The organism is Massilia sp. KIM, assembly GCF_002007115.1.
GTDB lineage: Bacteria > Pseudomonadota > Gammaproteobacteria > Burkholderiales > Burkholderiaceae_D > Telluria.
Map to the genome: position 1 here is coordinate 1 of NZ_MVAD01000005.1, position 19,921 is coordinate 19,921.

The following is a 19,921-nucleotide window of genomic DNA, read 5'->3' on the forward strand; positions in this document are numbered from 1 at the left end:
GCCTGCCGCCGGCCCTGATCCAGACCGCCGAGAACGACGTGCTGCGTGACGAAGGCGAAGCCTACGGCCGCAAGCTCGACCAGGCCGGCGTGCCGGTGACCGTCACCCGCTACAACGGCATGATCCACGACTTCGGCCTGCTCAACCCGCTGGCCACCCTGCCGGGCGTGCGCTCCCAGGTGCTGCAGGCCGGCACCGAGCTCAAGAAAGCCTTGGCCAAGTAAGCACCGTGTCTCCTCGCGGACCCGCGCCCCTGACCGGGTCCGCTCTCAGCCGCCTTCGGGCGGCTTTTTTTCGCCTGCCTCTGGCCTTGCCCATCAACGAAAAATTTCACAATTCAAGGAATTGATGCTCAGCTCACGAAAGCGCGCTGGGCGTGGAAAAAATGACATCCAGTTCGGCCGCCGGATCGGGACAAACCTGCAATAAATATCAGGCATCCGATGCCTGAACGGTGGGCCGGCACCATTTTCCGAGCCCACGAAATCTGCGCCCGGACGACGCGAACTCAGCAATAAAACCCTCGAATTTACTTATATCTGTCATCTTCTTCGCGAATATGACGAGGTATTGGGCGTCTTTTCTTGCTCCTCTACCAAGGAAATTGTCATCCTTGCGTCGACAATGTACAACGTCCGAAAATTTTTTCCGTACGGAAAACGAATTCCTCAGGGAACTGTTTAGAATTGCCGTCCATCAGCTTCCGGGCGTCAATATTTTCGATGATCGCGGGGCTCACCGGCCAACCTGGCAACGCTTTCCACCCCAAGAAATTTAACAGTCTCGCTCCCATGCACACCTCTGCAGCAAGCATTCCGCGCCATTCCAGTTTTTCGTTTGCGCAAGCCCAGCAATTCGCCCTGCCGCTCCTGTTCACCCTGTTCGGCCTGATCATGGGTTCCTGGGCCGGCCGCATCCCGGCCCTGGCCGAGCGCGTGCACGTTTCCCATTCCGCCCTGTCGATGGTGCTGCTGTGCGGCGGTCTTGGCGCCGTGGTGTCCTACCCGATCTCGTCCTTCCTGATGGGCCGTTTCGGCGCCCGCAAGACCCTCCTGGTCTCGGGCATGGCCCTGCTGGGCGTGCTGGTGGCGATCGGCATGGCGCCGACCGTGCCGCGCCTGATGCTGGCGGTCCTGTTCCTGGGCATCACCGCCAGCACCTTCGACGTCGCGATCAATTCGGCCGCGACCAAGCGTGAAAAGCAGACCGGCAAGTCGGAACTGTCCTTCCTGCACGGCCTCGGCTGCGCCGGCGGCCTGGCGGGCGCGACCCTGGGCAGCCTGATGGCCAGCCTGAAGATCGCCCCGGCCACCCATTTCATGATGCTGGCCGGTCCCCTGGCCCTGCTGCTGTGGGCCGCCTACTCGATGCTGGACATCGAAGACGAGGCGGAGCAGGTGGAAAAGAAGTCCTTCTCGCTGCCGCGCGGTCCGCTGGCGCTGCTGGGCCTGCTTGGTTTCCTGGGTTCGATGTCGGAAGGCAGCATCGCCGACTGGAGCGGCGTGTTCCTGAAAGAACACTTCGGCGCGTCGGACGGCTTGGCGCCGCTGGCCCTGTCGGCCTTCTCGGTCATGATGCTGCTGTCGCGCCTGGTCGGCGACAAGCTGAAGCTCCGCTTCGGCGCCCAGCGCCTGGTGACGATTGGCGCGCTCGTGTCCGCCAGCGGCCTGTTCTTCGCGGTCCTGTCGCCGAATGCCTACGTGGCGCTGGCGGGCTTCGCCATCGCCGGTCTCGGCCTGTCGCTGCTGTTCCCCTTCGTGTTCAGCGCCGCCGGCGCCCAGGGTCCGGCAGCCCTGGCGGCGGTGGCCAGCATGGCCTATAGCGGCAGCCTGATGGGCCCGCCGGTGATCGGCGCCGTCGCCCACTATGTCGGCATGCAGGCGGCCATCGGCTACGTCGGCGGCCTGTCGCTGGTGATCGCCATGGTGGCCAGCCGCACCCGCCTGCTCAAGTAATGCTTCCTGGCGGCCCTGCCCGGGCCGCCCTTCCTCCAGCGCAGACGCTTCCGCAAGGACGTCTGCGTTTTTTTTCGTGCGCGGTGCTCAGGCGCCGCGGCGCGCCCAGTCGCGTGGCGAAACGCCCATCAGCGCGCTGAAGGCGCGGGTGAAGGTCGAGGGACTGGTATAGCCGGTGCGCAGGCTGACCTGCTTGACCGGCAAGCCCTGGCGCAGCAGGCGCCCGCCCAGGGTGATGCGCCAGCGCGTCAGGTATTCGCCCGGCGGCACCCCCATCACCTCGCGGAAGTGTTCGGTGAAGGCGGCGCGCGACATGCAGGCGACCCGGGCCAGCGATTGCACGGTCCAGGCTTCCTCGGGCCGCTCGTGCATGGCCGCCAGGGCCAGCGACAGGTTGCGGTCGCTCAGGCCTTCGAGCAGGTCGAGCGCCAGGCGGCCGCTCTCGAATTCGCGGCGCACCACCTGGACCAGCAGCACATCGCACAGGCGGTCGACGATCAGCTCGCGGCCCGGATGCTGGCCCCCCGCTTCGCCGAACAGCAGCTCGAGCGTGGGACCGAGGCCGGCGATCTCGGCCAGCGGCACATGCATGCAGTCCGGCAGCACCCGCGTCAGCGGGTTGTCGAGCTCGCTCTCAAAGGCGATGTCGGCGCACAGCAGCGAAGCCATGTGGCCGGCCGGCACCTGCAGGCGGTGGCTGCTGCCGCGCGGGTAGAACACCAGCGCGGGCTGGTCGGCGCGCAGGATGGAACCGTCCTCGTGCATGAACTCGACCGGTCCCTGGCGTACCAGGTGCAGGTGGCCGGAGCGGCCGTTGGCATGGAACTGGTTCACGTCGCAAAACTGGCCATTGAAGAAGACGCGCGCATTGAAGGCGTGGCGGCCGAACAGGAACGACAGTTTGTCCATGAAGCAAAATTCCCGACGTTAGGCAAAGTTTTATAGACGATAAGCACAATTTCCATGTGGAAATAATCCGTGTCAACATCGAGAATACAGGTCTTCCCGGCGTTCCGCCGCACTTTTCCCTGTTCATGGTCTATTTATGAAGCACTTGCGCATCAAACACGTCATCGCGTCCGTTCTCGGCGCACTGATCGCCTTGACCCTGGTCGTGGGCGGTATCGGTTACTACGCGACCCAGCAATCGGTCGAGCTGCTGCAGAATCTCGCCCTGCGCGGCGCCCACCAACAGCTGGCGCTGTCCAAGCTGGTGTACCGGATGGAAGCCAACCGCAGCCAGATCCTGCAAGCCCTGCAGCACAACCCGGAAAGCCGCTTCGCGGCCCTGCACGACCACCCCTTGTCCAACCACATGCGCCAGATCGAGCGCAACAGCGCCGAGCTGAAGCAGGAGCACGATGAGTTGCTGGCGTCGATGCGTTTGCCGGAAACGCGGGAGGCCCTGGGGCGCTGGCGCCAGGCCAGCCAGGACTTCGGCGTGAACCTGGTCGGCGACGCGGCCCGCGCGGTCGAGGCCGGCAATTGGGACGCCGCCCATGAGCTGCTGGGCCGGGGCATCAACCCGACTTACCTGAAGAGCCAGCAGGCCTACGCCGAGCTCCAGGATTACATGAGCAAGCGCAACGAACGCCGCAGCATCGAACTGCAGGAAGAACTGGGCTTCCTGCACCTCCTGCTGGCCGGCGCGCTGGCGCTGGCGGTGCTGCTGGCCCTGCTCGCCGCCGTCTACCTGGTGCGTGCGATCACCCAGCCGCTCGCGGAAGCGGTCGGCATCGCGCGCCGCGTCGCCGACGGCGACCTGAGCATGCATATCGTGCCCGCTTCGCGCAACGAGTTCGGCCAGCTGCTGGGCGCGCTGCGCGACATGACCGCCAGCCTGGACGGCATCGTGGGCGGCGTGCGCCGTGGCAGCGAGGTGATCGCCTCCGCCTCGACCCAGATCGCCACCGGCAACATGGACCTGTCGTCGCGCACCGAACAGCAGGCCAGCGCGATCGAGGAAACCGCCGCCTCGGTGGAGGAATTGACCACCACGGTGCGCCAGAACGCCGACAATGCGCGCCAGGCCAATCACCTCGCCGCCAGCGCCTCGGACGTCGCCGTGCGCGGCGGCGAGGTGGTGGCCGAGGTGGTGGACACCATGGGCGCGATCGAGGCATCGGCGCGCCGCATCGTCGACATCATCGCGGTCATCGACGGCATCGCCTTCCAGACCAATATCCTGGCCCTGAACGCGGCGGTGGAGGCGGCGCGCGCCGGCGAGCAGGGGCGCGGCTTCGCCGTCGTCGCCAGCGAAGTGCGCAACCTGGCCCAGCGTTCGGCCAGCGCCGCCAGGGAGATCAAGGACCTGATCACCGACTCGGTCGGCAAGGTCGACAGCGGCAGCCGCCTGGTCAACCAGGCCGGCGCCACCATGCAGGAGATCGTGCTGAGCGTGCGCCGGGTGGCCGACATCATGGGCGAGATCACCGCCGCCACCAGCGAGCAGAGCGCCGGCATCGAGCAGATCCACCAGGCGATCAGCCAGATGGACCAGGTGACCCAGCAGAACGCCGCCCTGGTCGAGGAAGCGGCCAGCGCCGCCCAGTCGCTGCAGGAAAGCGCGGCCGGGCTGGCCCAGCAGGTCAGCGTGTTCCGCCTGGCGGACGGGGCCGGTGCCGCACGGCCGGCGGCGCGAGCACCGGCGCGCCAGCCACGGCTGGCGACGGCCTGAGTCGGGCCACGTGTGAACGGCCTGGCCTGATCGCGATCGCGCCCGGGCCACGGCCGCCGCTTACAAGTTGGGCCGCGGCCGGCGAACGGCTGCCAATTGCCAGCAGGGCCACGGCGCGGCCCACGGCAGCTGTTTGCCAGCAGGGCCACAGCACGGCCCACCGCCGCCGTTCACCAGTAGGGCCACAGCCCGACCGCGCGCAGTTCGCTCGGTTCGGTCCCCTTGAGCAGGGCGCGCGCGTGCTCCAGCACCGCCAGCGCGCGCTGCGCACCCGGGTCCCAGATGCAGCGGTGGCGCCGCCGGTCGGGCGGGGCCCAGCGCGCGATGTCGCCGCGCGCGAAGATCACCACGCTGGGAAGGCCCAGCCCGGCCGCGATGTGCGAGACGAGTCCGTCGTGGCAGATCAGGAGCCGCGCGCGCTGCAGCAGCGCGCCCAGTGCGCCGGGCGAGAGCGGCGGCGCCGTGAACACCGCCGCGCTGCGCATGTGGCGGGCCACCGCGTCGGCCGGCGCCGCCTCGTCGCCGCAGCCGCTTAGCACCACCGCCAGCGCGAATTCGTCGGCCAGCCGGTCGGCGAGCTCGGCGAAGCGCTGCGGCGGCCAGGCGCCGTCGTGGGTGGCGCCCGGATGGACGCACAGGTAGCGGCCGGGCTCCAGCGCCGCCGCCAGGCCGCTGTCCGCCAGCTCGCGCTCGTCGCAGGGCGCGAGCGGGAACTCCAGGCGGTTGTCGGTGCGCGGCGCACCGAGCGCTTCGACCAGGCGCAGCAGGCGCTCGGGCTCGGCGCCGCCGCCGGCGTCCGGATAGGGCAGCAGCACCGTGCGCTCGCTGCTCATGCCCCGGCCCTGGCAATAGCCGGCCATGGCGCGCGCGCCGAAGCCGGCCACGATGTGGTTGCTGACGTCGCCGCTGCCGTGCAGCTGCAGGGCCAGGTCGAAGGCGCGCGCGCAGACCTCGGCATAGAAGGGCGTCAGCGCCTCCTGGCGTACCGGCTGCTCGGGCAGCAGCGGGTGGCCGGGGAAGGGCAGGAACTCGTCGACATAGGCCGGGTGGCGGCGCGCGAATGCTGCGCCTTCAGGCAGGCCGGCCAGCACCACGCGGGCCAGGGGCAGGGCGGCGCGCAGGGCGCGCAAGGCCGGCGCCGCGCACAGCAGGTCCCTCAGGGGCAGGGCCCGGAACACCGCCACCGAGCGGATGTCGGGTCGCTGCAGCAGCGCACGCCGGGCCATGGGATTCTCCTCTTGTTCTTGGCGCCGCGCGGCGCCCGGGTCATCGTTGGAGAAGGGCGCGTGGAATTAGTTCGGGCCAAAAGCGGGACGGCGCCGGGAGGGGCAGGGCGAAAACCGGTATCATCGGGAAACGCCAATCGCTGATCACCACCATGCTCCAGACACCCGCCTCGTTCACGCCGCTGTTCGCTCCCCGGCCGGATCCGCATGCGCTGAACTTCCTGTTCAGCGGCGGCCGCCTGCTGGTGCGCGAACCCGACCTGGCCCTGCCCGACGCCGCCGTGCTGGCGGCCCTGGACCTGCCGCCCGGCCAGTTGCAGCCGCTCGGCCTGTTCGGCGATCGCTTCGGCGAGCGCTATTGCCAGGCGGGCTGGCTGGACGGGGAGCCTGCGCCGCCGCCCGGCTATGCCTGGCGCGGCCTGCGCTCGCTGTTCGGCGAGCTCGACGAGCAGCTGCTGGGCCTGGCGGGGCGCGCGGCCCAGGTGGCCGAATGGGCGCGCACCCACCGCTTCTGCGGCGCCTGCGGCAGCGGCACCGTGCTGGCCACGGGCGAGCGCTGCTTCAAGTGCGTGAACTGCGGCCACATGGCCTATCCGCGCATCTCGCCGGCCATGATGGTCCTGATCCGCAAGGGCGACGCGGTGCTGCTGGCGATGCACCTGGCCTCGCCGGTCAAGCGCTTCGTGCCGCTGGCGGGCTTCCTGGAGGCGGGCGAGTCGGTGGAAGAGGCGATCCACCGCGAGGTGTACGAGGAAGTCGGGCTGCGCGTGCACAACCTGCGCTATTTCTCCAGCCAGTCCTGGCCCTTCCCGCATTCGCTGATGCTGGCCTTTACCGCCGACTACCTGGACGGCGAGATCCGCGTGGACGAGAGCGAGATCGCCGAGGCGCGCTGGTTCGGCCCGGACGACGAATGGCCGGAGCGCGTGCCCCAGTTCTCGGTGTCGAGCGTGCTGGTCGACGCTCACCGTCCGCCCGGCCGCTGAAGCTGGCCGGGCCACGCCGGCCGGAGCCGGTGGGGCCGCGCAGGCCGGCCGCGCAGTGCGGGCCGCCCAGGTCGGTCCGCTCAGGTCTAGCCGGGCAGTTCGCGTGGGGCAGGTCGGGCGGGGCAGATTGCGCCGGGCGCGCCGAGTGCGTCGGCGCGCCCGATGCTCAGGCCGGTTCGGCCGGCTGCAGCGGCTGCACGGACTGGGCCGAGGCGCGCGCCTCCTGCGGCAGCACCGGGGCCGGCTTGGCGCCGGTGCCGCGCAGATTGATGGCGCGCTGCAGGAGGTCGAACCAGAACGGGGCGCCGAACAGGGTGGTACAGGCGGTGACCAGCCAGCCCGCCACCTGCAGGGCGAAATCGGCATTGAGCACGGGCGGGAAGCTGGTCCAGCCGATCGGCAGGGCCCATAGCTGGTCCAGGGTGGCGCCGTCCAGTCCGGCGGGCACCGAGGTGATGTGGGCCGCCAGCACCGGGTGCTGCCACAGGCTGCGGAACAGGTGGATGCTGTCGATGTTGAACAGGATGGCGAGCAGCAGCGCCAGCAGCCAGGACACCAGCAGCTGGCGCCGCTTGTAGACGCCCGACAGGCGCTGCATGGCGTTGTCGAACCAGGCGGCGACGCCGTCCTGGAAGCGCTGCAGTTCGCCGCCGGCCTGGGCGTAGAGGATCTGCAGGGTGCGCCGCAGCTGGGGATCGGGCACGGCGGCAATGGATGCGCCGACCGAGTTCTCGCCCTCGCGGATGGTGTCGACCAGGGCCAGGGCGAAATGGGCGGGTTCGATGTAGGATGGCCGCAATTCCGGTGCGCGGCCGTCGCGCGCGCCGGTGCTGCCCTGCGGGTTGACCAGCGGATGCGCGTACAGGCTGCGCGCCAGCGCCTCGAAGCGCGGATCGGCCAGCATGCGCTTGACGCCGTCGAGCAGCAGGGCGGCGCGCAGGCCGAAGGCCGCGGCCAGGGCTTCCTGCAGGGTGCTGACCACCAGCGCCAGGGTGCCGTAGCAGAAGGCGAGGCCGATGGCGACTTCGAGAACGGTGCTGCCGAACATGGCGTGTCTCCCGGATGGATCCGCCTTTCAGCCTAGGCCATCCGTGGCCTGAAGGTTTATTCCTGCTCAAGAAGCCGGCGGGAAAGGGTCGGCTAGGGGCATTTTCTATATACTTGCGGCAATTGATTTTTTAAGGTTTACCATGTCTGACAAAGAAGCTTTCACCGAACACGACTGGCGTCGCCTGCTGGCCAGCCTGGGCGAGGATCCCGACCGCCCGGGCCTGCACGAGACGCCGGCGCGCGTGGCCAAGGCCTGGAAACACTGGACCTCGGGCTACGACCAGAATCCGGTGGAAGTCCTCAAGGCCTTCGAGGACGGGGCCGAGGAGTACAACGAGCTGATCGTGGTGCGCGGCATCCCGGTCTACAGCCACTGCGAGCACCACCTGGCGCCCTTCTTCGGCCGCGCCACCGTGGGCTACCTGCCGAACGGCCGCATCGTCGGCCTGTCCAAGCTGACCCGCCTGGTGGACATCTTCGCCAAGCGCCTGCAGGTGCAGGAGCGCCTGACGATCCAGATCGCCAACGCCCTGATGGAAGTGCTGGAACCGAAGGCCGTGGGCGTGGTCATCAAGTGCCGCCACATGTGCATGGAAAGCCGCGGCATCCGCACCCCGGGCGAGGAAACCATCACCTCGGCCCTGCTGGGCGATCTGCAGCCGAACCTGGCGCTGCGCACCGAGTTCCTGTCGCTGGCGCGCGACGACCGCGGGGCCTGAACCCGGCGCCGGCCGCATGCCCGCACGGCGGGCGCGGCCGCGCTTGCGCGTCCTGATCCGGGAACCTGTTCCATATCCGGGGCCTCCAAGATGTTTTGGAGGCCGCGATGGACCGTCCCGCCTACCCCAGCGACATTTCGCGTGAAGCCTTCGAGGACATCCGCGGGATGCTCGAGTCCGCCCGGCGCAAGACCAGGCCGCGCAAGCACGACCTGTACGACGTGTTCTGCGCCGTGCTCTACTTTCTCCAGACGGGCAGCACCTGGCGCAACCTGCCGCCCGGCTTTCCACCCTGGCGTACGGTGCACGAGTACTTCACCCAATGGAACATGCTGTACGACGGCGATCGCACCCTACTCGAGAGCGTGCTGCACAAGGCCGGGCGCGAACCTGAGCTGGTGCATCTGCACAAGCTGCTGCACCGGCGCTAAGCGGCCGGAAGAGCCCTGTCACGGCCTTGTCACAATCTGTTGCATTTCCCCAGAAGTGCGCGAGGGCACTTGGGCTAAGCTAACAATAAAGTTGTCAAAATTTTATTGTCGGCGGAATCATGCTCGAGCACCTGAACCTCACCCTGTTTGCGGCCCTCAACGCCCATGCCGGCCTGTCCGGCTGGCAGTTGTTGGGCGCCGTGTTCGCGGCCGAATGGCTGATCTTCCTGGTGCCGCTGGCGCTGGTGCTCCTGTGGGCGGGCGGGGCCGGCGCGCGGCGCGACGTGGCCTTGCGCGCCTTCTTCGCGGCGGCCTGCGCGCTCAGTGTCAACGCCCTGATCGGACATTTCTGGTACAGCCCGCGTCCCTTCGTGGCCGAGATCGGCCACACCTTCCTGTTCCACGACCCCGACAGTTCCTTCCCCAGCGACCATGCGACCAGCATCTTCTCGGTGGCCCTGGTGCTTGCCTTCAGCGCGGTCCCGCTGGCGCGCCGCATCGGCATGGCGCTGCTGCCGTTGGCGCTGGTGATCGCCTGGTCGCGCGTCTACCTGGGCGTGCACTGGCCGAAGGACATGGCCGGTGCGCTGGCGGTCTCGGCCGCGATGGCGCTGCTGGCCCATACCCCGGCCGCACAGGCGGCCAGCCGGCGCGCCCTGCCGGCGCTCGAAGCCCTGTACCGGCGCCTGCTGGCGCTGCCGATCGGACGCGGCTGGCTGCAGCCCTGACCCCGACCGGCCTGGGGCTTATTCCTCGGGCGGCACGAACACCAGCTTCTTGTCGGCGTCGAAGCGGAACACGCCGATCGCCTGGCCGGTGACGGCGTCGGCGTCCGGCGCTTCGAGCTCGGAGCAGCCGCGCGTCTCGACCAGCCAGGCCTCGTCGTCGGCGCGCAGCGTATAGGTGCCGTTGCCGCTGTCGAACAGCTCGATCTCCATGCCCGGCAGGCGCACTTCGCCCAGTTCCATCTGGCGCTGGCAATCCGGCATGCGCGAGACGATCAGGCGCAGGGCCGCGCGCTTGCTCCAGAAATAATCCTGGTCGACCCGGACGATCAGCGCATGCTGGTTGTCGTCGATGGTGTAGCTGGCGGTTTCGCTGGTGCAGCCGGCCAGCAGCAGGGGCAGAAGCGCGGGCAGGAGGGGGGAAAGGCGCATGGGAGATCCGAAGTTCGTCGATGCAACATTGCATCTCCCGCCGAGTATAGAAGCGCCTTCCGCGCCGTGCAACCGCGCCCGTGTCAGAACTCGGTGCCGAGCGTCAGCGCGCCGAAGCTGTGGCGGTGCACCTTGCAGGGCGAACAGAACTCGGGCGTGCGCCGGGTCGCCTTGAACTGCACGAACCAGGGGCCGTGGTCGACCCCGCGGGTGCGCGGGAAGTCCAGGCGCAGGCCGGCCATGGCGTCGCCCACCCAGCGCCGCGGGCGCACGCCGGGGTCGTCGCGCCCGGGCCGCCCCTGGAGGAACAGGTTGTAGGCCATGTAGCGCCCTTCGAGGCCGACGAAGGCCGTGCACTGGACCCAGTCCCACAGGCAGGAGGTGCCGAGCTTGTTGCCGGTCAGGCGATGGCTGATCCCGGGCGGCATCGGCGAGACCGGCGGCAGGTCCTTGCCGAGCGCCAGCGTCACGCCGCCGGCCGCGTAGCTCATCAGGGTGCCGAGGCCGGCGCGCCAGTAGGCATTGGTCTGCACCTGCACCCTGCCCAGGTCCCCCGACAGGCCGGGCAGGGCGGCGCGCTTTTCCACCGCCAGCACGAAGGCCAGGGAATTGCCGACCTGGTGGTCCCAGCCGCGCGGTTCGGGACGCTCGACCACGCGGTGCACCAGTTTTTGCGTGGGCTCGGCCAGCGACAGGCTGCCGGTCATGCCGGCCTGGGCGCTGAAGGTGGTCAGCACTTCGCCGCCGGGCGAGAGGAACAGGTAGTCGCGCTGCAGGTAGAGCAGGCCGGCGTAGGGCCGGTCCCAGGACTGGTAACGGGCCACCGTGATGTCGTTCGGGGTGTACATCAGCTGCCCGAAGCTGTTCTGGGTGAACAGCAGGCGGTCGCCGGCGCAGTCGAACACGCGGCACAGGCTCTCGGTCAGGGAGCGCATGCGCGGCCCGCGCGTATCGGCGAGGTGGCGTCCGGCGAGCTGGATGCCGTTGGTGTAGTAGCGGTCGGTGCCGAAGAAATCGTCGTTCTCGTAGGTGAGGAAACGCGACTCCTGGGCGCCGGCGCTACCGGCCAGCAGCAGCGCGAGGGCAAGGAGGCGGGTGAGCAAGGGCTGCATCGTCGGCCTTTCGAGTTCGTCACCAGCCTAGTGTCGAACTTGCGGAAAGGACTTTGTTGATCTGCAACAGAGATTTGCTGCAGCATCCTTGTCGGTTTCAGGCGAACTCCGTCGATTGCCGATTTACGCCATGATAGGCCGCCTGCCCAGCCAGCGACCGCGCCGCCGTCCGGCGGCGCCTTTGATAAGCGAGCACACCGATGCAAGACGAACCGAGCCTGACCAGGGGGCGGCGCAGCGCCGCTCCCGAACGCATGCGCCAGGGGCCGCGCTTCCAGCAGCAGTCGGCGCCCGGCGCGGACCCGGCGCCGCCAGTGGACGCGCCCGGCGATCCGCTGTGCCGCGACACCGCCTATGCCGGCCTGGTGACGGCGGTGCGCAGCGCGGTCGAGCGCAACGCCGGCTTCGGCGCCTGAATTAGTCCGCGCTCTTGCGCGCGGCCTGGCCCAGCCCCAGCAGGTCGCGCGGGGCCGCGAACTCGCATGCCGGCGCGCAGCGGCGCAGGGCTTCGATCGGGGCATAGCCCCAGCTCACCGCGCCGAAGCCGACTCCGGCCTTGCGCGCGGCGTCGGCGTCGGTGGCCTGGTCGCCGATGTACAAGGCCTGTTCCGGCCTGACCCCGGCGCGCCTGACCACCTTGCGGATGCGCGCGGTCTTGCCGAAGATCGACATCCCGCACTCGTACTGGCGCACCAGGGCCGCCAGGTCCGGCCCCAGCACCAGGCGCACATTCTGCTCCGAGTTGGACGACACCACCGCCAGTTCCACCCCGTGCCGGTCGAGCGCGCCCAGGGTTTCGGCCACGCCCTCGAACAGCGGGATGCGGCCGGCGTTGTCGCGCATGCGCTCGATGAAGGAGCGCGAGGCCAGCGGCAGCTTCCAGGCCGGCATGCCGACGTGGCGCATGATGTCGCGCGGACCGTAGTGGCGCAGCCGTTCGGCCTGGGCGGCGTCGACGCGCCGGAAGCCATGCTGGTCGGCGATCTCGTTGAACACGCTCATGAAGAACGGGAACGAGTCGGCCAGGGTGCCGTCGAAGTCGAAGATCGCCAGGCGGTAGTTCATGCGTCGCAGCTCGGAAGGTCCATGGCGCCGATTATATAGGCCGCGAAAGGGGGCAAGACCCGGCAGCCGGCGTTGCTGGATGATCACGCATGCCCCGGCTTGCCGGTATGTGTTGTTGAGTAAAACTTCGTTTCCTGACAGAATCGCCAAACCTCCACGTGATCCTGTCCCGCCACCCCATGAACCTGAACGCCGACGATTATTTCGACATGGTGCGCGCCCATGCGCCCGCCAGCTCCACACCGGTGTCCACCGCCATTCCCGAGATCGTCGACGCCAACGGCGACGGCATCGCCGACATCCTGACCTTCGGCGCCTGGTATCCGCACAACGGCGGCAGCGCCGTGGCCCAGCCCTCCTTCCTGATGCTTGGCAAGGGCGACGGCACCTATACGCCGGCGCCGGCCGGCATGCTGCCGGCCAGCCTGAGCACCATCCACCCGCGCGAAGTGGTGCAGGCCGACTTCAACAAGGACGGCCGGCCCGACCTCTTCATCGCGGACCATGGCTACGACGCCGCGCCCTTCCCGGGGGCCCAGAACAAGCTGCTGCTGAGCCAAGCCGGCGGCGGCTGGGTCGACGCCAGCGCCAGGCTGCCCCAGCTTCCGGACTACAGCCACAGCGCGGCGGCGGGCGACATCAATGGCGACGGCAATCTGGATCTGTTCGTGGGTAACATGAGCAGCCCGGCCAGCCCCGCCGAACCCTATGTGCTGCTGGGCGACGGCGCGGGCAACTTCAGCCGCTCGAACGTCGGCCTGCCGGTCGAGTCGGGCGGTCTGCTGAACCGGCAGAACGGCGGCTTCGGCTTCACCTCTTCGCTGCTGGCCGACCTGAACGGCGACGGCCGCCTGGACCTCGTGCTCGGCAACGACGGCAACGTCCACAACCGCGAGCACCGTTCGCTGGTCTACTGGAACACCGGCGGCGGTTACAGCGCCAGCGCGATGAGCACCCTGCCGCAGGGGTATTTCGGCGATACCCGCATCGTGCACGACCTCGCCGCCACCGACATCGACGGCGACGGCGACCAGGACCTGCTGCTGCTCTCGTCCGAGTCCACCCCCAGCGACGCCTATGCCGACGGCTGGTCGCTGGAAGTGGTGCGCAACGACGGCGGCAAGTTCGCCGACGCCACCCTGGAGCATTTCCGGGCCGAGGACAGCCGCGAAGGCCTGCCCAACACCAACAGCAAGATCGGCGCCAGCCAGTTCATCCGCCTGATCGACGCCAACGGCGACGGCAGCCGCGACATCGTCGTCACCCAGTTCATGAACAACCTGCCGACGGCGAATACGCCCATCGTATGGGCCAACGACGGCTTCGGCCACTTCGAGGTGGCGCTGCGCGCCGGCCAGCTCACTACCCTGGCGGGCGACCCCTATTTCGTCGGCGTGTACAACCTGCCGGTGCCGACCAAGCACGGCCTGAGCTTCAGCGCGCTCAACCTGTACGAGGGCACGCTGTACCAGAACACGGCCTGGGCCACCAAGGCCTTGCCGCCGGTGGCGGCGATCCGCGCCACGGCGCGCGACGACGTGATCCGCCAGAACAGCGCCAGCAACAGCATCGACGGCGGCGCCGGCCTCGACACCGTGGTCTATGCCAAGGCGGCGTCCGGCTACCAGGTGGTGCGCGCCAGCGGCGGCGCCACCGTGCGCGACCTGTCGGGCGCCGACGGCGTCGACACCCTGGCCGCGGTGGAGCGCCTGCGTTTCGCCGACAAGGCGGTCGCGCTCGACGTCGAGGGCGTGGCCGGCCAGGCCTATCGCGTCTACCAGGCGGCTTTCGCGCGCACGCCCGACCAGGGCGGGCTGGGTTACTGGATCGAGGCCATGGACAAGGGCGCCAGCCTGGCGAGCGTCGCCGCCGGCTTCGTCGCGTCGGGAGAGTTCGCGCAGCGCTACGGCGCCAGCCCGGCCAATCGCGAACTGGTCGAGAAGTTCTACCAGAACGTGCTCAAGCGCCCGGGCGAAAAGGCCGGCGTCGACTACTGGACCGGGGTGCTGGACAACAAGCACGCGACCGTGGCCGAAGTACTGATGGGCTTCAGCGAAAGCCCGGAGAACGTGGCGGCGCTGGTCGGCGTGATGGCCAACGGCGTCGCCTACACGCCCTTCGGCTGACCCGCGCGGCGCGTCAGGGCACGACCTGCAGCACGCTCGGACCGCCTTCCAGCATCGACTGGCGCAGGCGCATCGCGTCGCGTCCCGGCGGCAGCCCGAAGAAGCGGGTGTATTCGCGCGAGAACTGCGAGCTGCTTTCGTAGCCGACCGCATGGGCCGCGCCGGCGGCGTCGCGCTGGCCGGTCAGCATCAGGCGGCGCGCTTCCTGCAGGCGCATCTGCTTCTGGTACTGCAGCGGCGACAGTCCGGTGACGGTCTTGAAGTGCTCGTGCAGGGTTGAGGGGCTCATCCCCACCTCGCTCGCCAGGCGCTCGATGCTGAAGGGACGGTTGTAGTGCTCGCGGATCCAGACCGTGGCGCGGGTGATCTGCTGCACCCGGCTCTCGCCGCAGGCGATGTAGCGGATCACGTCGGCCTGTTCGCTGGTGAGCAGGCGGTAGTGCAGTTCGCGCACCACCAGCGGCGCCAGCACCATGATGTCCTGGGGCGTATCGAGCAGGCGCAGCAGGCGCACCGCAACCTCGGCCAGCTCGGCCGTGGTGTCGCTCACGAACACTCCGCGCGGCACGCTGCCGCGCGGACGCGCCGGCGGCGTCGCGCCGGGCAGCTCGAGGTTGAGCGAGGCCAGCATGGCGCGGTCGAGGTCGAGGCGGAAGGACAGGTAGGGTTCCTCGGGCGTGGCGGTGAGCACGCTGCCGCACATCGGCACGTCGACCGACACCGTGAGGAACTTGGCCGGGCCGTAGTGGTAGGCGGTCTCGCCCAGGGTGACCATCTTGCTGCCCTGGGCGATGATCCCAACCGCCGGCACGTGCACGGTGTGCAGCGGCTGGGTCGGCGCGGAGGCGCGCACCAGCCACAGGCCGGGCACGGCGGTCTCGTGCTGGCCGTCGGTGGGGGCGTGGCGGGCGATCAGGGCCGCCAGTTCACGGATCGCTTGCATACGGTCTCCTTCGATCGGGATGGCATTATTGAACACGAAAACGTGCGGGCGCGGGTCCGGATTGATTGCCTGATCCTCCGGCAAGGCCTCAGGCCACCCCGCCATTGGCGCGCAGCACCTGGCCGTTGACCCAGCCGGACTGCGGCCCGGCCAGGAAGGACACCACGCTGGCGATGTCCTCGGGCTCGCCCAGGCGCTCCAGCGGCGGCATCCTGGCGAAGTGCTCGATCTGCTCCGGCGTCTTGCCATTGAAAAAGAGTTCGGTCGCGACCGGCCCCGGGGCCACCGCGTTCACGCGCACCCGGCGGCCGCGCAACTCCTTGGCGAAGACGCCGGTGAAGGTCTCGACCGCGGCCTTGGTGGCGCTGTAGACCGCGTAGCCCGGCAGTTTCAGGGCCAGCACCGAGGTCGAGAAGTTGACGATGCTGCCGCCGTCGCGGATGCGGCGCGCCGCTTCGCGCAGGGTGTTGAAGGTGCCTTGCACGTTGATGGCGAAGGTCTGGGCGAACAGCTCGTCCGAGGTGTCGGCCAGCGGCATGGTCTTGAGGATGCCGGCGTTGTTGACCAGGACGTCGACCTTGCCCAATTCGCGCTCGACGCTGTCGAACAGGAAGCGCACCTCGTCGGCGCGCGAGACGTCGGCCCTGACCGCGATCGCCGTGTGGCCGGCGGCGCGCAGGGCGGCCACGGTCTTGTCGGCTTCGGCGGCATTGCTGGCGTAGTTGACGGCGACGCGGTAGCCGTCCTCCGCCAGTCGCCGGGCGACGGCCGCGCCGATGCCGCGCGAGGCGCCGGTGACGATGGCGACGGGTTGCTGTGCTTGCTGGTTCATGCTGTCCTCCTTGATTGAATGGATGGATGCATGATCGACTATTAGCGCAAAAAGATCATTACGCGCAAAACAGCAACTTCATTCAGTTTGTATTAACAATCCTGCGCTTTGACGAAGTCGATGAAGCGGCGCAGCGCCAGCGTCGTCTGGCGCTGGCGCGGATAGTAGAGGAAGGGGCGGCCGATGCCGGGTTCCCAGTCGTCCAGCACGGATACCAGGGAACCGGATGCGAGTCCGGCGCGCGCGTAATCGGCCGGCACGTAGGCCACGCCGGCGCCGCCGCTGGCGGCCATGGTGGCGGCCAGGGCGTCGGTCACGGTCAGCGCGCCTTGCGGCTTGAGCTTGAGCGCTTCGCCATTCTTGCGGAAGCACCAGGCGAAGATGGTCCCGCCGGGGAAGCGCTGCCGGATGCAGGCGTGCCGCGCGAGGTCCTGCGGCGTGGCCGGGACGCCCTGGCGCGCCAGGTAGTCCGGCGCGGCGACCACGCAATAGCGCTGGTCGGGTCCGAGCGGCAGGGCCACCATGTCCTGGGCCAGCTCCTCGTCGAAGCGCACCCCGGCGTCGAAGCCCTCGCTGACGATGTCGGTGAGGGCCGCGTCGGAGGCGATCTCGATGTGCACGTCGGGATGCAGTTGCAGGAAGCGCGCGGCCAGGGGCGCCAGCAGGTACTGGGCGACCGGGCCGGGCGCGTTGATGCGGATGGTGCCGGCCGAGGTGTCGCGGAAGCGGTTCAGGCCATCGAGGGCCTCGTCGACCTGCTCGAACACCGGCCCCAGGCTGGCCAGCAGGTATTCGCCGGCCTCGGTCAGGGCCACGCTGCGGGTGGTCCGGCGCAGCAGGGGCAGGCCAAGCTGGGATTCCAGCCGGCGCATGGTCTGGCTCAGGAGCGAGGTCGAGACCTGGCGCTCCAGCGCGGCGCGCCGGAAGCTCCGGTGCTGGGCCACGCAGGCGAAGGCTTCGAGGTCGGGGAGCGCGATCTTGCGCATGGGGCCTTGCCAGAGTTGGAAACGCCCCATTATGCAACAGGAAGCCGCGACGGCGCTCAGCCCTCCAGGCGCAGCGGCAGGCGGGTGATGCGCTTGCCGGTGAGGACGCGCAGCGCGTTCGCCACCGCCGGCAGCACCGGCGGCAGGGCCGGCTCGCCCATCCCGCCGGGCGGCGCGTCGCTGGCCACCAGGTGCACGTCCACCGGCGGCATCTCGTGCATGCGCAGCACCGGGTAGTCGTGGAAGTTCGACTGCTGCACCGCGCCCTTCTCCACCGTGGCTTCGCCGTACAACAGGGCGGACAGGCCATACACGATCGAGCTTTCGACCTGGGCGCGCGCCTGCTGAGGGTTGATCACGGTGCCGCAGTCGACCGCGCAGGTGACCCGCGTCACGCGCGGCTGGCCGTTCTCGATGCGCACCTCCGCCACCTCGGCCACCACGGTGCCGAAGATCTCGCACATCGCGATGCCGCGCGCGCTGCCGGCCGGCGGCGGGCGATCCCATCCGGCGGCGCGCGCCGCCAGTTCCAGCACCGCGCGCTGGCGCGGACGACCGTCCAGCATCGCCAGGCGGAAGGCCAGCGGATCGCGCCCGGCCCGGTGGGCCAGCTCGTCGACCATGGATTCGGCCGCGAAGCAGTTCTGGTTGCCGCCCGGGGTGCGCCAGAACCAGATCGGGATGCCGGGGTCGGTGTCGATCCAGCGCACCTCGAGGTTCGGGATGGCGTAGGGCGGCGCCAGGGTCTCGGTGGCGTACTGGTCGACGCCGTTGGGCTTGCGCAGGAAAGCGAAGCCGGTCCACTTGCTGATCGCCGCCACCGCGATGCGCGCCTGGAAGGAATCGATGCGCCCGTCGCCGCCCAGCGAAGCGTCGATGCGGATCCGGTTGTAGGGGCGGTAGTAGCCGCCGCGCATGTCGTCTTCGCGGGTGTACATCAGCTTGACCGGGCGGCCGGCCGCTTTCGCGATCTCGGCCGCGCTGCGCACGAAGTCCGGCGCGCCGCGCCGGCCGAAGCCCCCGCCCAGCAGCAAGGTGTGGATGCGCACCTGCTCCGGCTTCAGGCCGGCGATGCGCGCCACCTCGCGCTGGGCCACGGTCTGGTGCTGGGTGCCGGTCCAGACCTCGGCGCTGTCCTGGCGGATGTGGACCGTGCAGCTCATCGGCTCCATTGAGGCCTGCACCAGGAATGGCTGTTCGAACTCGAGCGAGAGCGAGCGGCCCGGCGTTGTCCTCGGGCTGCCCTGGGCCAGGTCGACCAGGCCCGGCTCGCGCAGGGCGGCGGCGTAGCGTTCGCGCAGCGCTTCCATGCCGGTGTCGCCCAGCGGACCGGGCGACCATTCGGTCACCAGGGCCTTGCGGCCTTGCAAAGCGGCCCAGGTGTGCTCGGCCAGCACGGCCACGCCGCCGCTGACCGGGATCACGGCGCGCACGCCCTTGACCGCCAGCGCCGGCGCCGGGTCGTGCTTGAGCAGGGTGGCGCCGAAGGCGGGCGGGAAGGCCATGACGGCTACCAACTGGCCGGGCAGGCGCATGTCGATCCCGTATTGCGCGCTGCCGTCGACCTTGCCCGGCGTGTCCAGGCGCGGCAGGGGCTTGCCGATCAGGGTGAAGTCGCGCGAGTTCTTCAGGGGCGGGTCCTGGGGCACGGGCAGGGTGGCGGCCAGCGCCAGCAGCTCGCCATAGCCGGCGCTGCGGCCGCCCGGGCCGAGCACGCGGCCGGCGCGGGTCGACAGCTGCGCGGGCTCGAGCTGCCATTGGCGCGCCGCCGCCGCGACCAGCACCGCGCGCGCCGCCGCCCCGGCCTGGCGCAGGCGTTCCCAGTTCAGGCGGACCGAGGTCGAGCCGCCGGTCGACATCAGCGGCGCTTTCGGATTGGCGTAATCGGCGTGCACGGGGGCCTGCTCGACCTTCACGCTGCGCCAGTCGGCGTCGAGTTCGTCGGCCACGATCTGGGCCAGGCCGGTGAGCACGCCCTGGCCCATCTCGGACTTGCCGCAGATGACCGTGACGCTGCCGTCGGCGCCGAGGCGCAGGAAGGGATTTGGCGCGAAGGGTGTGGCGGCGCCGGGCGCGGCGGCGAATGCCTCCGGCAGGCCGGCGCCGATCGCCAGGCTGCCGCCGGCCAGCAGCAGGGTGCGCAGGAAGCCGCGGCGGGCGTCGCTGGCGGGGGCGAAGTCGATGCTCATCATGCCTCCTGCGTGGACACGCTCTTGATGGCGGCGCGGATGCGCGCATAGGTGCCGCAACGGCAGATGTTGCCGCTCATGGCCTCGTCGATCTGGCTGTCGTCGGGACGCGGTATGCGGCGCAGCAGCGCCACCGCGCTCATCACCTGGCCCGACTGGCAGTAGCCGCACTGGGGCACGTCGGCGGCGACCCAGGCCGACTGGACCTTGCGGCCCAGTTCCGTGGCGCCGACGCCTTCGATGGTGGTCACGGTTTTGCCGGCGACGGATGCCAGCGGGGTCTGGCAGGCGCGCACCGGCTCGCCGTCCACGTGCACCGTGCAGGCGCCGCACAAGGCCATGCCGCAGCCGTACTTGGTGCCGGTCAGGCCGGCCAGGTCGCGCACCGCCCACAGCAGCGGCATCTCGCCTTCCGCATCCAGGCGCAGTGGTTTTCCGTTCAGGGTCAGTTCGATCATGTCTTCGCT

19 protein-coding genes and 1 pseudogene are annotated in these 19,921 nt (G+C 69.5%); 9 read left to right on the plus strand and 11 right to left on the minus strand.

What is annotated here, in order from left to right:
• Together B0920_RS24655 and B0920_RS24660 are read left to right on the plus strand one after the other, a co-directional pair.
• Positions 1 to 224, plus strand: a 224-nt coding sequence (locus tag B0920_RS24655) for an alpha/beta hydrolase fold domain-containing protein (RefSeq protein WP_143745907.1), incomplete at its 5' end; no start/stop codon positions are given.
• 567 nt (positions 225 to 791) lie between these two features.
• On the plus strand, positions 792 to 1,955 hold the full coding sequence (locus B0920_RS24660) for an MFS transporter (RefSeq protein ID WP_229456860.1): 1,164 nt from the start codon (positions 792 to 794) through the stop codon (positions 1,953 to 1,955).
• 87 nt (positions 1,956 to 2,042) lie between these two features.
• Here the strand turns inward: B0920_RS24660 and B0920_RS24665 are convergent, their stop codons facing one another.
• Positions 2,043 to 2,864: a cupin domain-containing protein gene (locus tag B0920_RS24665; protein WP_078035352.1), complete on the minus strand. Its 822-nt coding sequence runs from the start codon at positions 2,862 to 2,864 to the stop codon at positions 2,043 to 2,045.
• Positions 2,865 to 3,000: 136 nt separating this feature from the next.
• On the opposite strand from B0920_RS24665, the gene B0920_RS26490 reads away from it, so the two are divergent.
• Positions 3,001 to 4,632, plus strand: coding sequence for a methyl-accepting chemotaxis protein (locus B0920_RS26490; protein ID WP_078035353.1), 1,632 nt, complete (start codon positions 3,001 to 3,003; stop codon positions 4,630 to 4,632).
• 170 nt (positions 4,633 to 4,802) lie between these two features.
• Here the strand turns inward: B0920_RS26490 and B0920_RS24675 are convergent, their stop codons facing one another.
• Positions 4,803 to 5,858, minus strand: coding sequence for a glycosyltransferase family 9 protein (locus B0920_RS24675; RefSeq protein ID WP_078035354.1), 1,056 nt, complete (start codon positions 5,856 to 5,858; stop codon positions 4,803 to 4,805).
• Positions 5,859 to 6,010: 152 nt separating this feature from the next.
• On the opposite strand from B0920_RS24675, the gene nudC reads away from it, so the two are divergent.
• A complete protein-coding gene (gene nudC, locus B0920_RS24680) occupies positions 6,011 to 6,844 on the plus strand; it encodes an NAD(+) diphosphatase (RefSeq protein WP_078035355.1) in 834 nt (277 codons plus the stop codon).
• Between the two features lie 166 nt (positions 6,845 to 7,010).
• On the opposite strand, the gene B0920_RS24685 is transcribed toward nudC, so the two are convergent.
• Positions 7,011 to 7,892: a hypothetical protein gene (locus tag B0920_RS24685; RefSeq protein WP_078035356.1), complete on the minus strand. Its 882-nt coding sequence runs from the start codon at positions 7,890 to 7,892 to the stop codon at positions 7,011 to 7,013.
• Between the two features lie 142 nt (positions 7,893 to 8,034).
• Here B0920_RS24685 and folE point away from each other — a divergent pair, with 142 nt between their 5' ends.
• From folE to B0920_RS24700, 3 genes and pseudogenes are all read left to right on the plus strand, one after another.
• A complete protein-coding gene (gene folE / locus B0920_RS24690; protein ID WP_078035357.1) occupies positions 8,035 to 8,613 on the plus strand; it encodes a GTP cyclohydrolase I FolE in 579 nt (192 codons plus the stop codon).
• A 107-nt stretch (positions 8,614 to 8,720) separates the two neighbouring features.
• Positions 8,721 to 8,996, plus strand: a pseudogene (locus B0920_RS24695) (transposase); the annotation flags it as partial.
• Positions 8,997 to 9,163: 167 nt separating this feature from the next.
• Positions 9,164 to 9,772, plus strand: coding sequence for a phosphatase PAP2 family protein (locus tag B0920_RS24700; RefSeq protein ID WP_078035359.1), 609 nt, complete (start codon positions 9,164 to 9,166; stop codon positions 9,770 to 9,772).
• A gap of 18 nt (positions 9,773 to 9,790) precedes the next feature.
• On the opposite strand, the gene B0920_RS24705 is transcribed toward B0920_RS24700, so the two are convergent.
• Both B0920_RS24705 and B0920_RS24710 read right to left on the minus strand, forming a co-directional pair.
• Positions 9,791 to 10,201 carry a hypothetical protein gene (locus B0920_RS24705; RefSeq protein WP_229456862.1) on the minus strand — a complete coding sequence of 137 codons (411 nt, stop codon included), beginning with the start codon at positions 10,199 to 10,201 and terminating at the stop codon, positions 9,791 to 9,793.
• A gap of 83 nt (positions 10,202 to 10,284) precedes the next feature.
• On the minus strand, positions 10,285 to 11,313 hold the full coding sequence (locus tag B0920_RS24710; RefSeq protein WP_078035360.1) for a lipid A deacylase LpxR family protein: 1,029 nt from the start codon (positions 11,311 to 11,313) through the stop codon (positions 10,285 to 10,287).
• Between the two features lie 200 nt (positions 11,314 to 11,513).
• Between B0920_RS24710 and B0920_RS24715 the strand changes: the two genes are divergently transcribed.
• A complete protein-coding gene (locus B0920_RS24715; RefSeq protein WP_078035361.1) occupies positions 11,514 to 11,729 on the plus strand; it encodes a hypothetical protein in 216 nt (71 codons plus the stop codon).
• Between the two features lies 1 nt (position 11,730).
• Here the strand turns inward: B0920_RS24715 and B0920_RS24720 are convergent, their stop codons facing one another.
• The gene (locus B0920_RS24720) at positions 11,731 to 12,378 is read right to left on the minus strand and encodes an HAD hydrolase-like protein (RefSeq protein ID WP_078035362.1); all 648 of its coding nucleotides are present in this window, start codon (positions 12,376 to 12,378) and stop codon (positions 11,731 to 11,733) included.
• Between the two features lie 179 nt (positions 12,379 to 12,557).
• On the opposite strand from B0920_RS24720, the gene B0920_RS24725 reads away from it, so the two are divergent.
• Positions 12,558 to 14,504, plus strand: coding sequence for an FG-GAP-like repeat-containing protein (locus tag B0920_RS24725; RefSeq protein ID WP_143745908.1), 1,947 nt, complete (start codon positions 12,558 to 12,560; stop codon positions 14,502 to 14,504).
• A 13-nt stretch (positions 14,505 to 14,517) separates the two neighbouring features.
• Here the strand turns inward: B0920_RS24725 and B0920_RS24730 are convergent, their stop codons facing one another.
• The 5 genes from B0920_RS24730 to B0920_RS24750 all read right to left on the minus strand — a co-directional run bounded on the left by B0920_RS24730 (position 14,518) and on the right by B0920_RS24750 (position 19,912).
• Complete coding sequence (locus B0920_RS24730; protein ID WP_078035364.1) at positions 14,518 to 15,447, minus strand: AraC family transcriptional regulator; 930 nt, start codon at positions 15,445 to 15,447, stop codon at positions 14,518 to 14,520.
• 88 nt (positions 15,448 to 15,535) lie between these two features.
• Complete coding sequence (locus B0920_RS24735; protein WP_078035365.1) at positions 15,536 to 16,279, minus strand: SDR family oxidoreductase; 744 nt, start codon at positions 16,277 to 16,279, stop codon at positions 15,536 to 15,538.
• A 92-nt stretch (positions 16,280 to 16,371) separates the two neighbouring features.
• Positions 16,372 to 17,265: a LysR family transcriptional regulator gene (locus B0920_RS24740; RefSeq protein ID WP_078035366.1), complete on the minus strand. Its 894-nt coding sequence runs from the start codon at positions 17,263 to 17,265 to the stop codon at positions 16,372 to 16,374.
• 56 nt (positions 17,266 to 17,321) lie between these two features.
• Entirely contained in the window at positions 17,322 to 19,454 is a 2,133-nt protein-coding gene (locus tag B0920_RS24745) for a xanthine dehydrogenase family protein molybdopterin-binding subunit (RefSeq protein WP_179119291.1), read from the minus strand.
• Entirely contained in the window at positions 19,454 to 19,912 is a 459-nt protein-coding gene (locus tag B0920_RS24750) for a (2Fe-2S)-binding protein (protein WP_078035368.1), read from the minus strand. Before B0920_RS24750 ends, B0920_RS24745 begins: the two co-directional genes overlap by 1 nt.
• Positions 19,913 to 19,921 lie beyond the last annotated feature (9 nt).

What these genes read in the sequence shown, in the direction of transcription:
- nudC (WP_078035355.1), top strand. Translation starts at nt 6,011, where the DNA reads ATGCTCCAGACACCCGCCTCGTTCACGCCGCTGTTCGCTCCCCGGCCG.
- B0920_RS24750 (WP_078035368.1), bottom strand. Translation starts at nt 19,912, where the DNA reads ATGATCGAACTGACCCTGAACGGAAAACCACTGCGCCTGGATGCGGAA.
- folE (WP_078035357.1), top strand. Translation starts at nt 8,035, where the DNA reads ATGTCTGACAAAGAAGCTTTCACCGAACACGACTGGCGTCGCCTGCTG.
- B0920_RS24715 (WP_078035361.1), top strand. Translation starts at nt 11,514, where the DNA reads ATGCAAGACGAACCGAGCCTGACCAGGGGGCGGCGCAGCGCCGCTCCC.
- B0920_RS24700 (WP_078035359.1), top strand. Translation starts at nt 9,164, where the DNA reads ATGCTCGAGCACCTGAACCTCACCCTGTTTGCGGCCCTCAACGCCCAT.
- B0920_RS24735 (WP_078035365.1), bottom strand. Translation starts at nt 16,279, where the DNA reads ATGAACCAGCAAGCACAGCAACCCGTCGCCATCGTCACCGGCGCCTCG.
- B0920_RS24745 (WP_179119291.1), bottom strand. Translation starts at nt 19,454, where the DNA reads ATGAGCATCGACTTCGCCCCCGCCAGCGACGCCCGCCGCGGCTTCCTG.
- B0920_RS24675 (WP_078035354.1), bottom strand. Translation starts at nt 5,858, where the DNA reads ATGGCCCGGCGTGCGCTGCTGCAGCGACCCGACATCCGCTCGGTGGCG.
- B0920_RS24740 (WP_078035366.1), bottom strand. Translation starts at nt 17,265, where the DNA reads ATGCGCAAGATCGCGCTCCCCGACCTCGAAGCCTTCGCCTGCGTGGCC.
- B0920_RS26490 (WP_078035353.1), top strand. Translation starts at nt 3,001, where the DNA reads ATGAAGCACTTGCGCATCAAACACGTCATCGCGTCCGTTCTCGGCGCA.
- B0920_RS24705 (WP_229456862.1), bottom strand. Translation starts at nt 10,201, where the DNA reads ATGCGCCTTTCCCCCCTCCTGCCCGCGCTTCTGCCCCTGCTGCTGGCC.
- B0920_RS24660 (WP_229456860.1), top strand. Translation starts at nt 792, where the DNA reads ATGCACACCTCTGCAGCAAGCATTCCGCGCCATTCCAGTTTTTCGTTT.
- B0920_RS24720 (WP_078035362.1), bottom strand. Translation starts at nt 12,378, where the DNA reads ATGAACTACCGCCTGGCGATCTTCGACTTCGACGGCACCCTGGCCGAC.
- B0920_RS24665 (WP_078035352.1), bottom strand. Translation starts at nt 2,864, where the DNA reads ATGGACAAACTGTCGTTCCTGTTCGGCCGCCACGCCTTCAATGCGCGC.
- B0920_RS24710 (WP_078035360.1), bottom strand. Translation starts at nt 11,313, where the DNA reads ATGCAGCCCTTGCTCACCCGCCTCCTTGCCCTCGCGCTGCTGCTGGCC.
- B0920_RS24685 (WP_078035356.1), bottom strand. Translation starts at nt 7,892, where the DNA reads ATGTTCGGCAGCACCGTTCTCGAAGTCGCCATCGGCCTCGCCTTCTGC.
- B0920_RS24730 (WP_078035364.1), bottom strand. Translation starts at nt 15,447, where the DNA reads ATGCAAGCGATCCGTGAACTGGCGGCCCTGATCGCCCGCCACGCCCCC.
- B0920_RS24725 (WP_143745908.1), top strand. Translation starts at nt 12,558, where the DNA reads ATGAACCTGAACGCCGACGATTATTTCGACATGGTGCGCGCCCATGCG.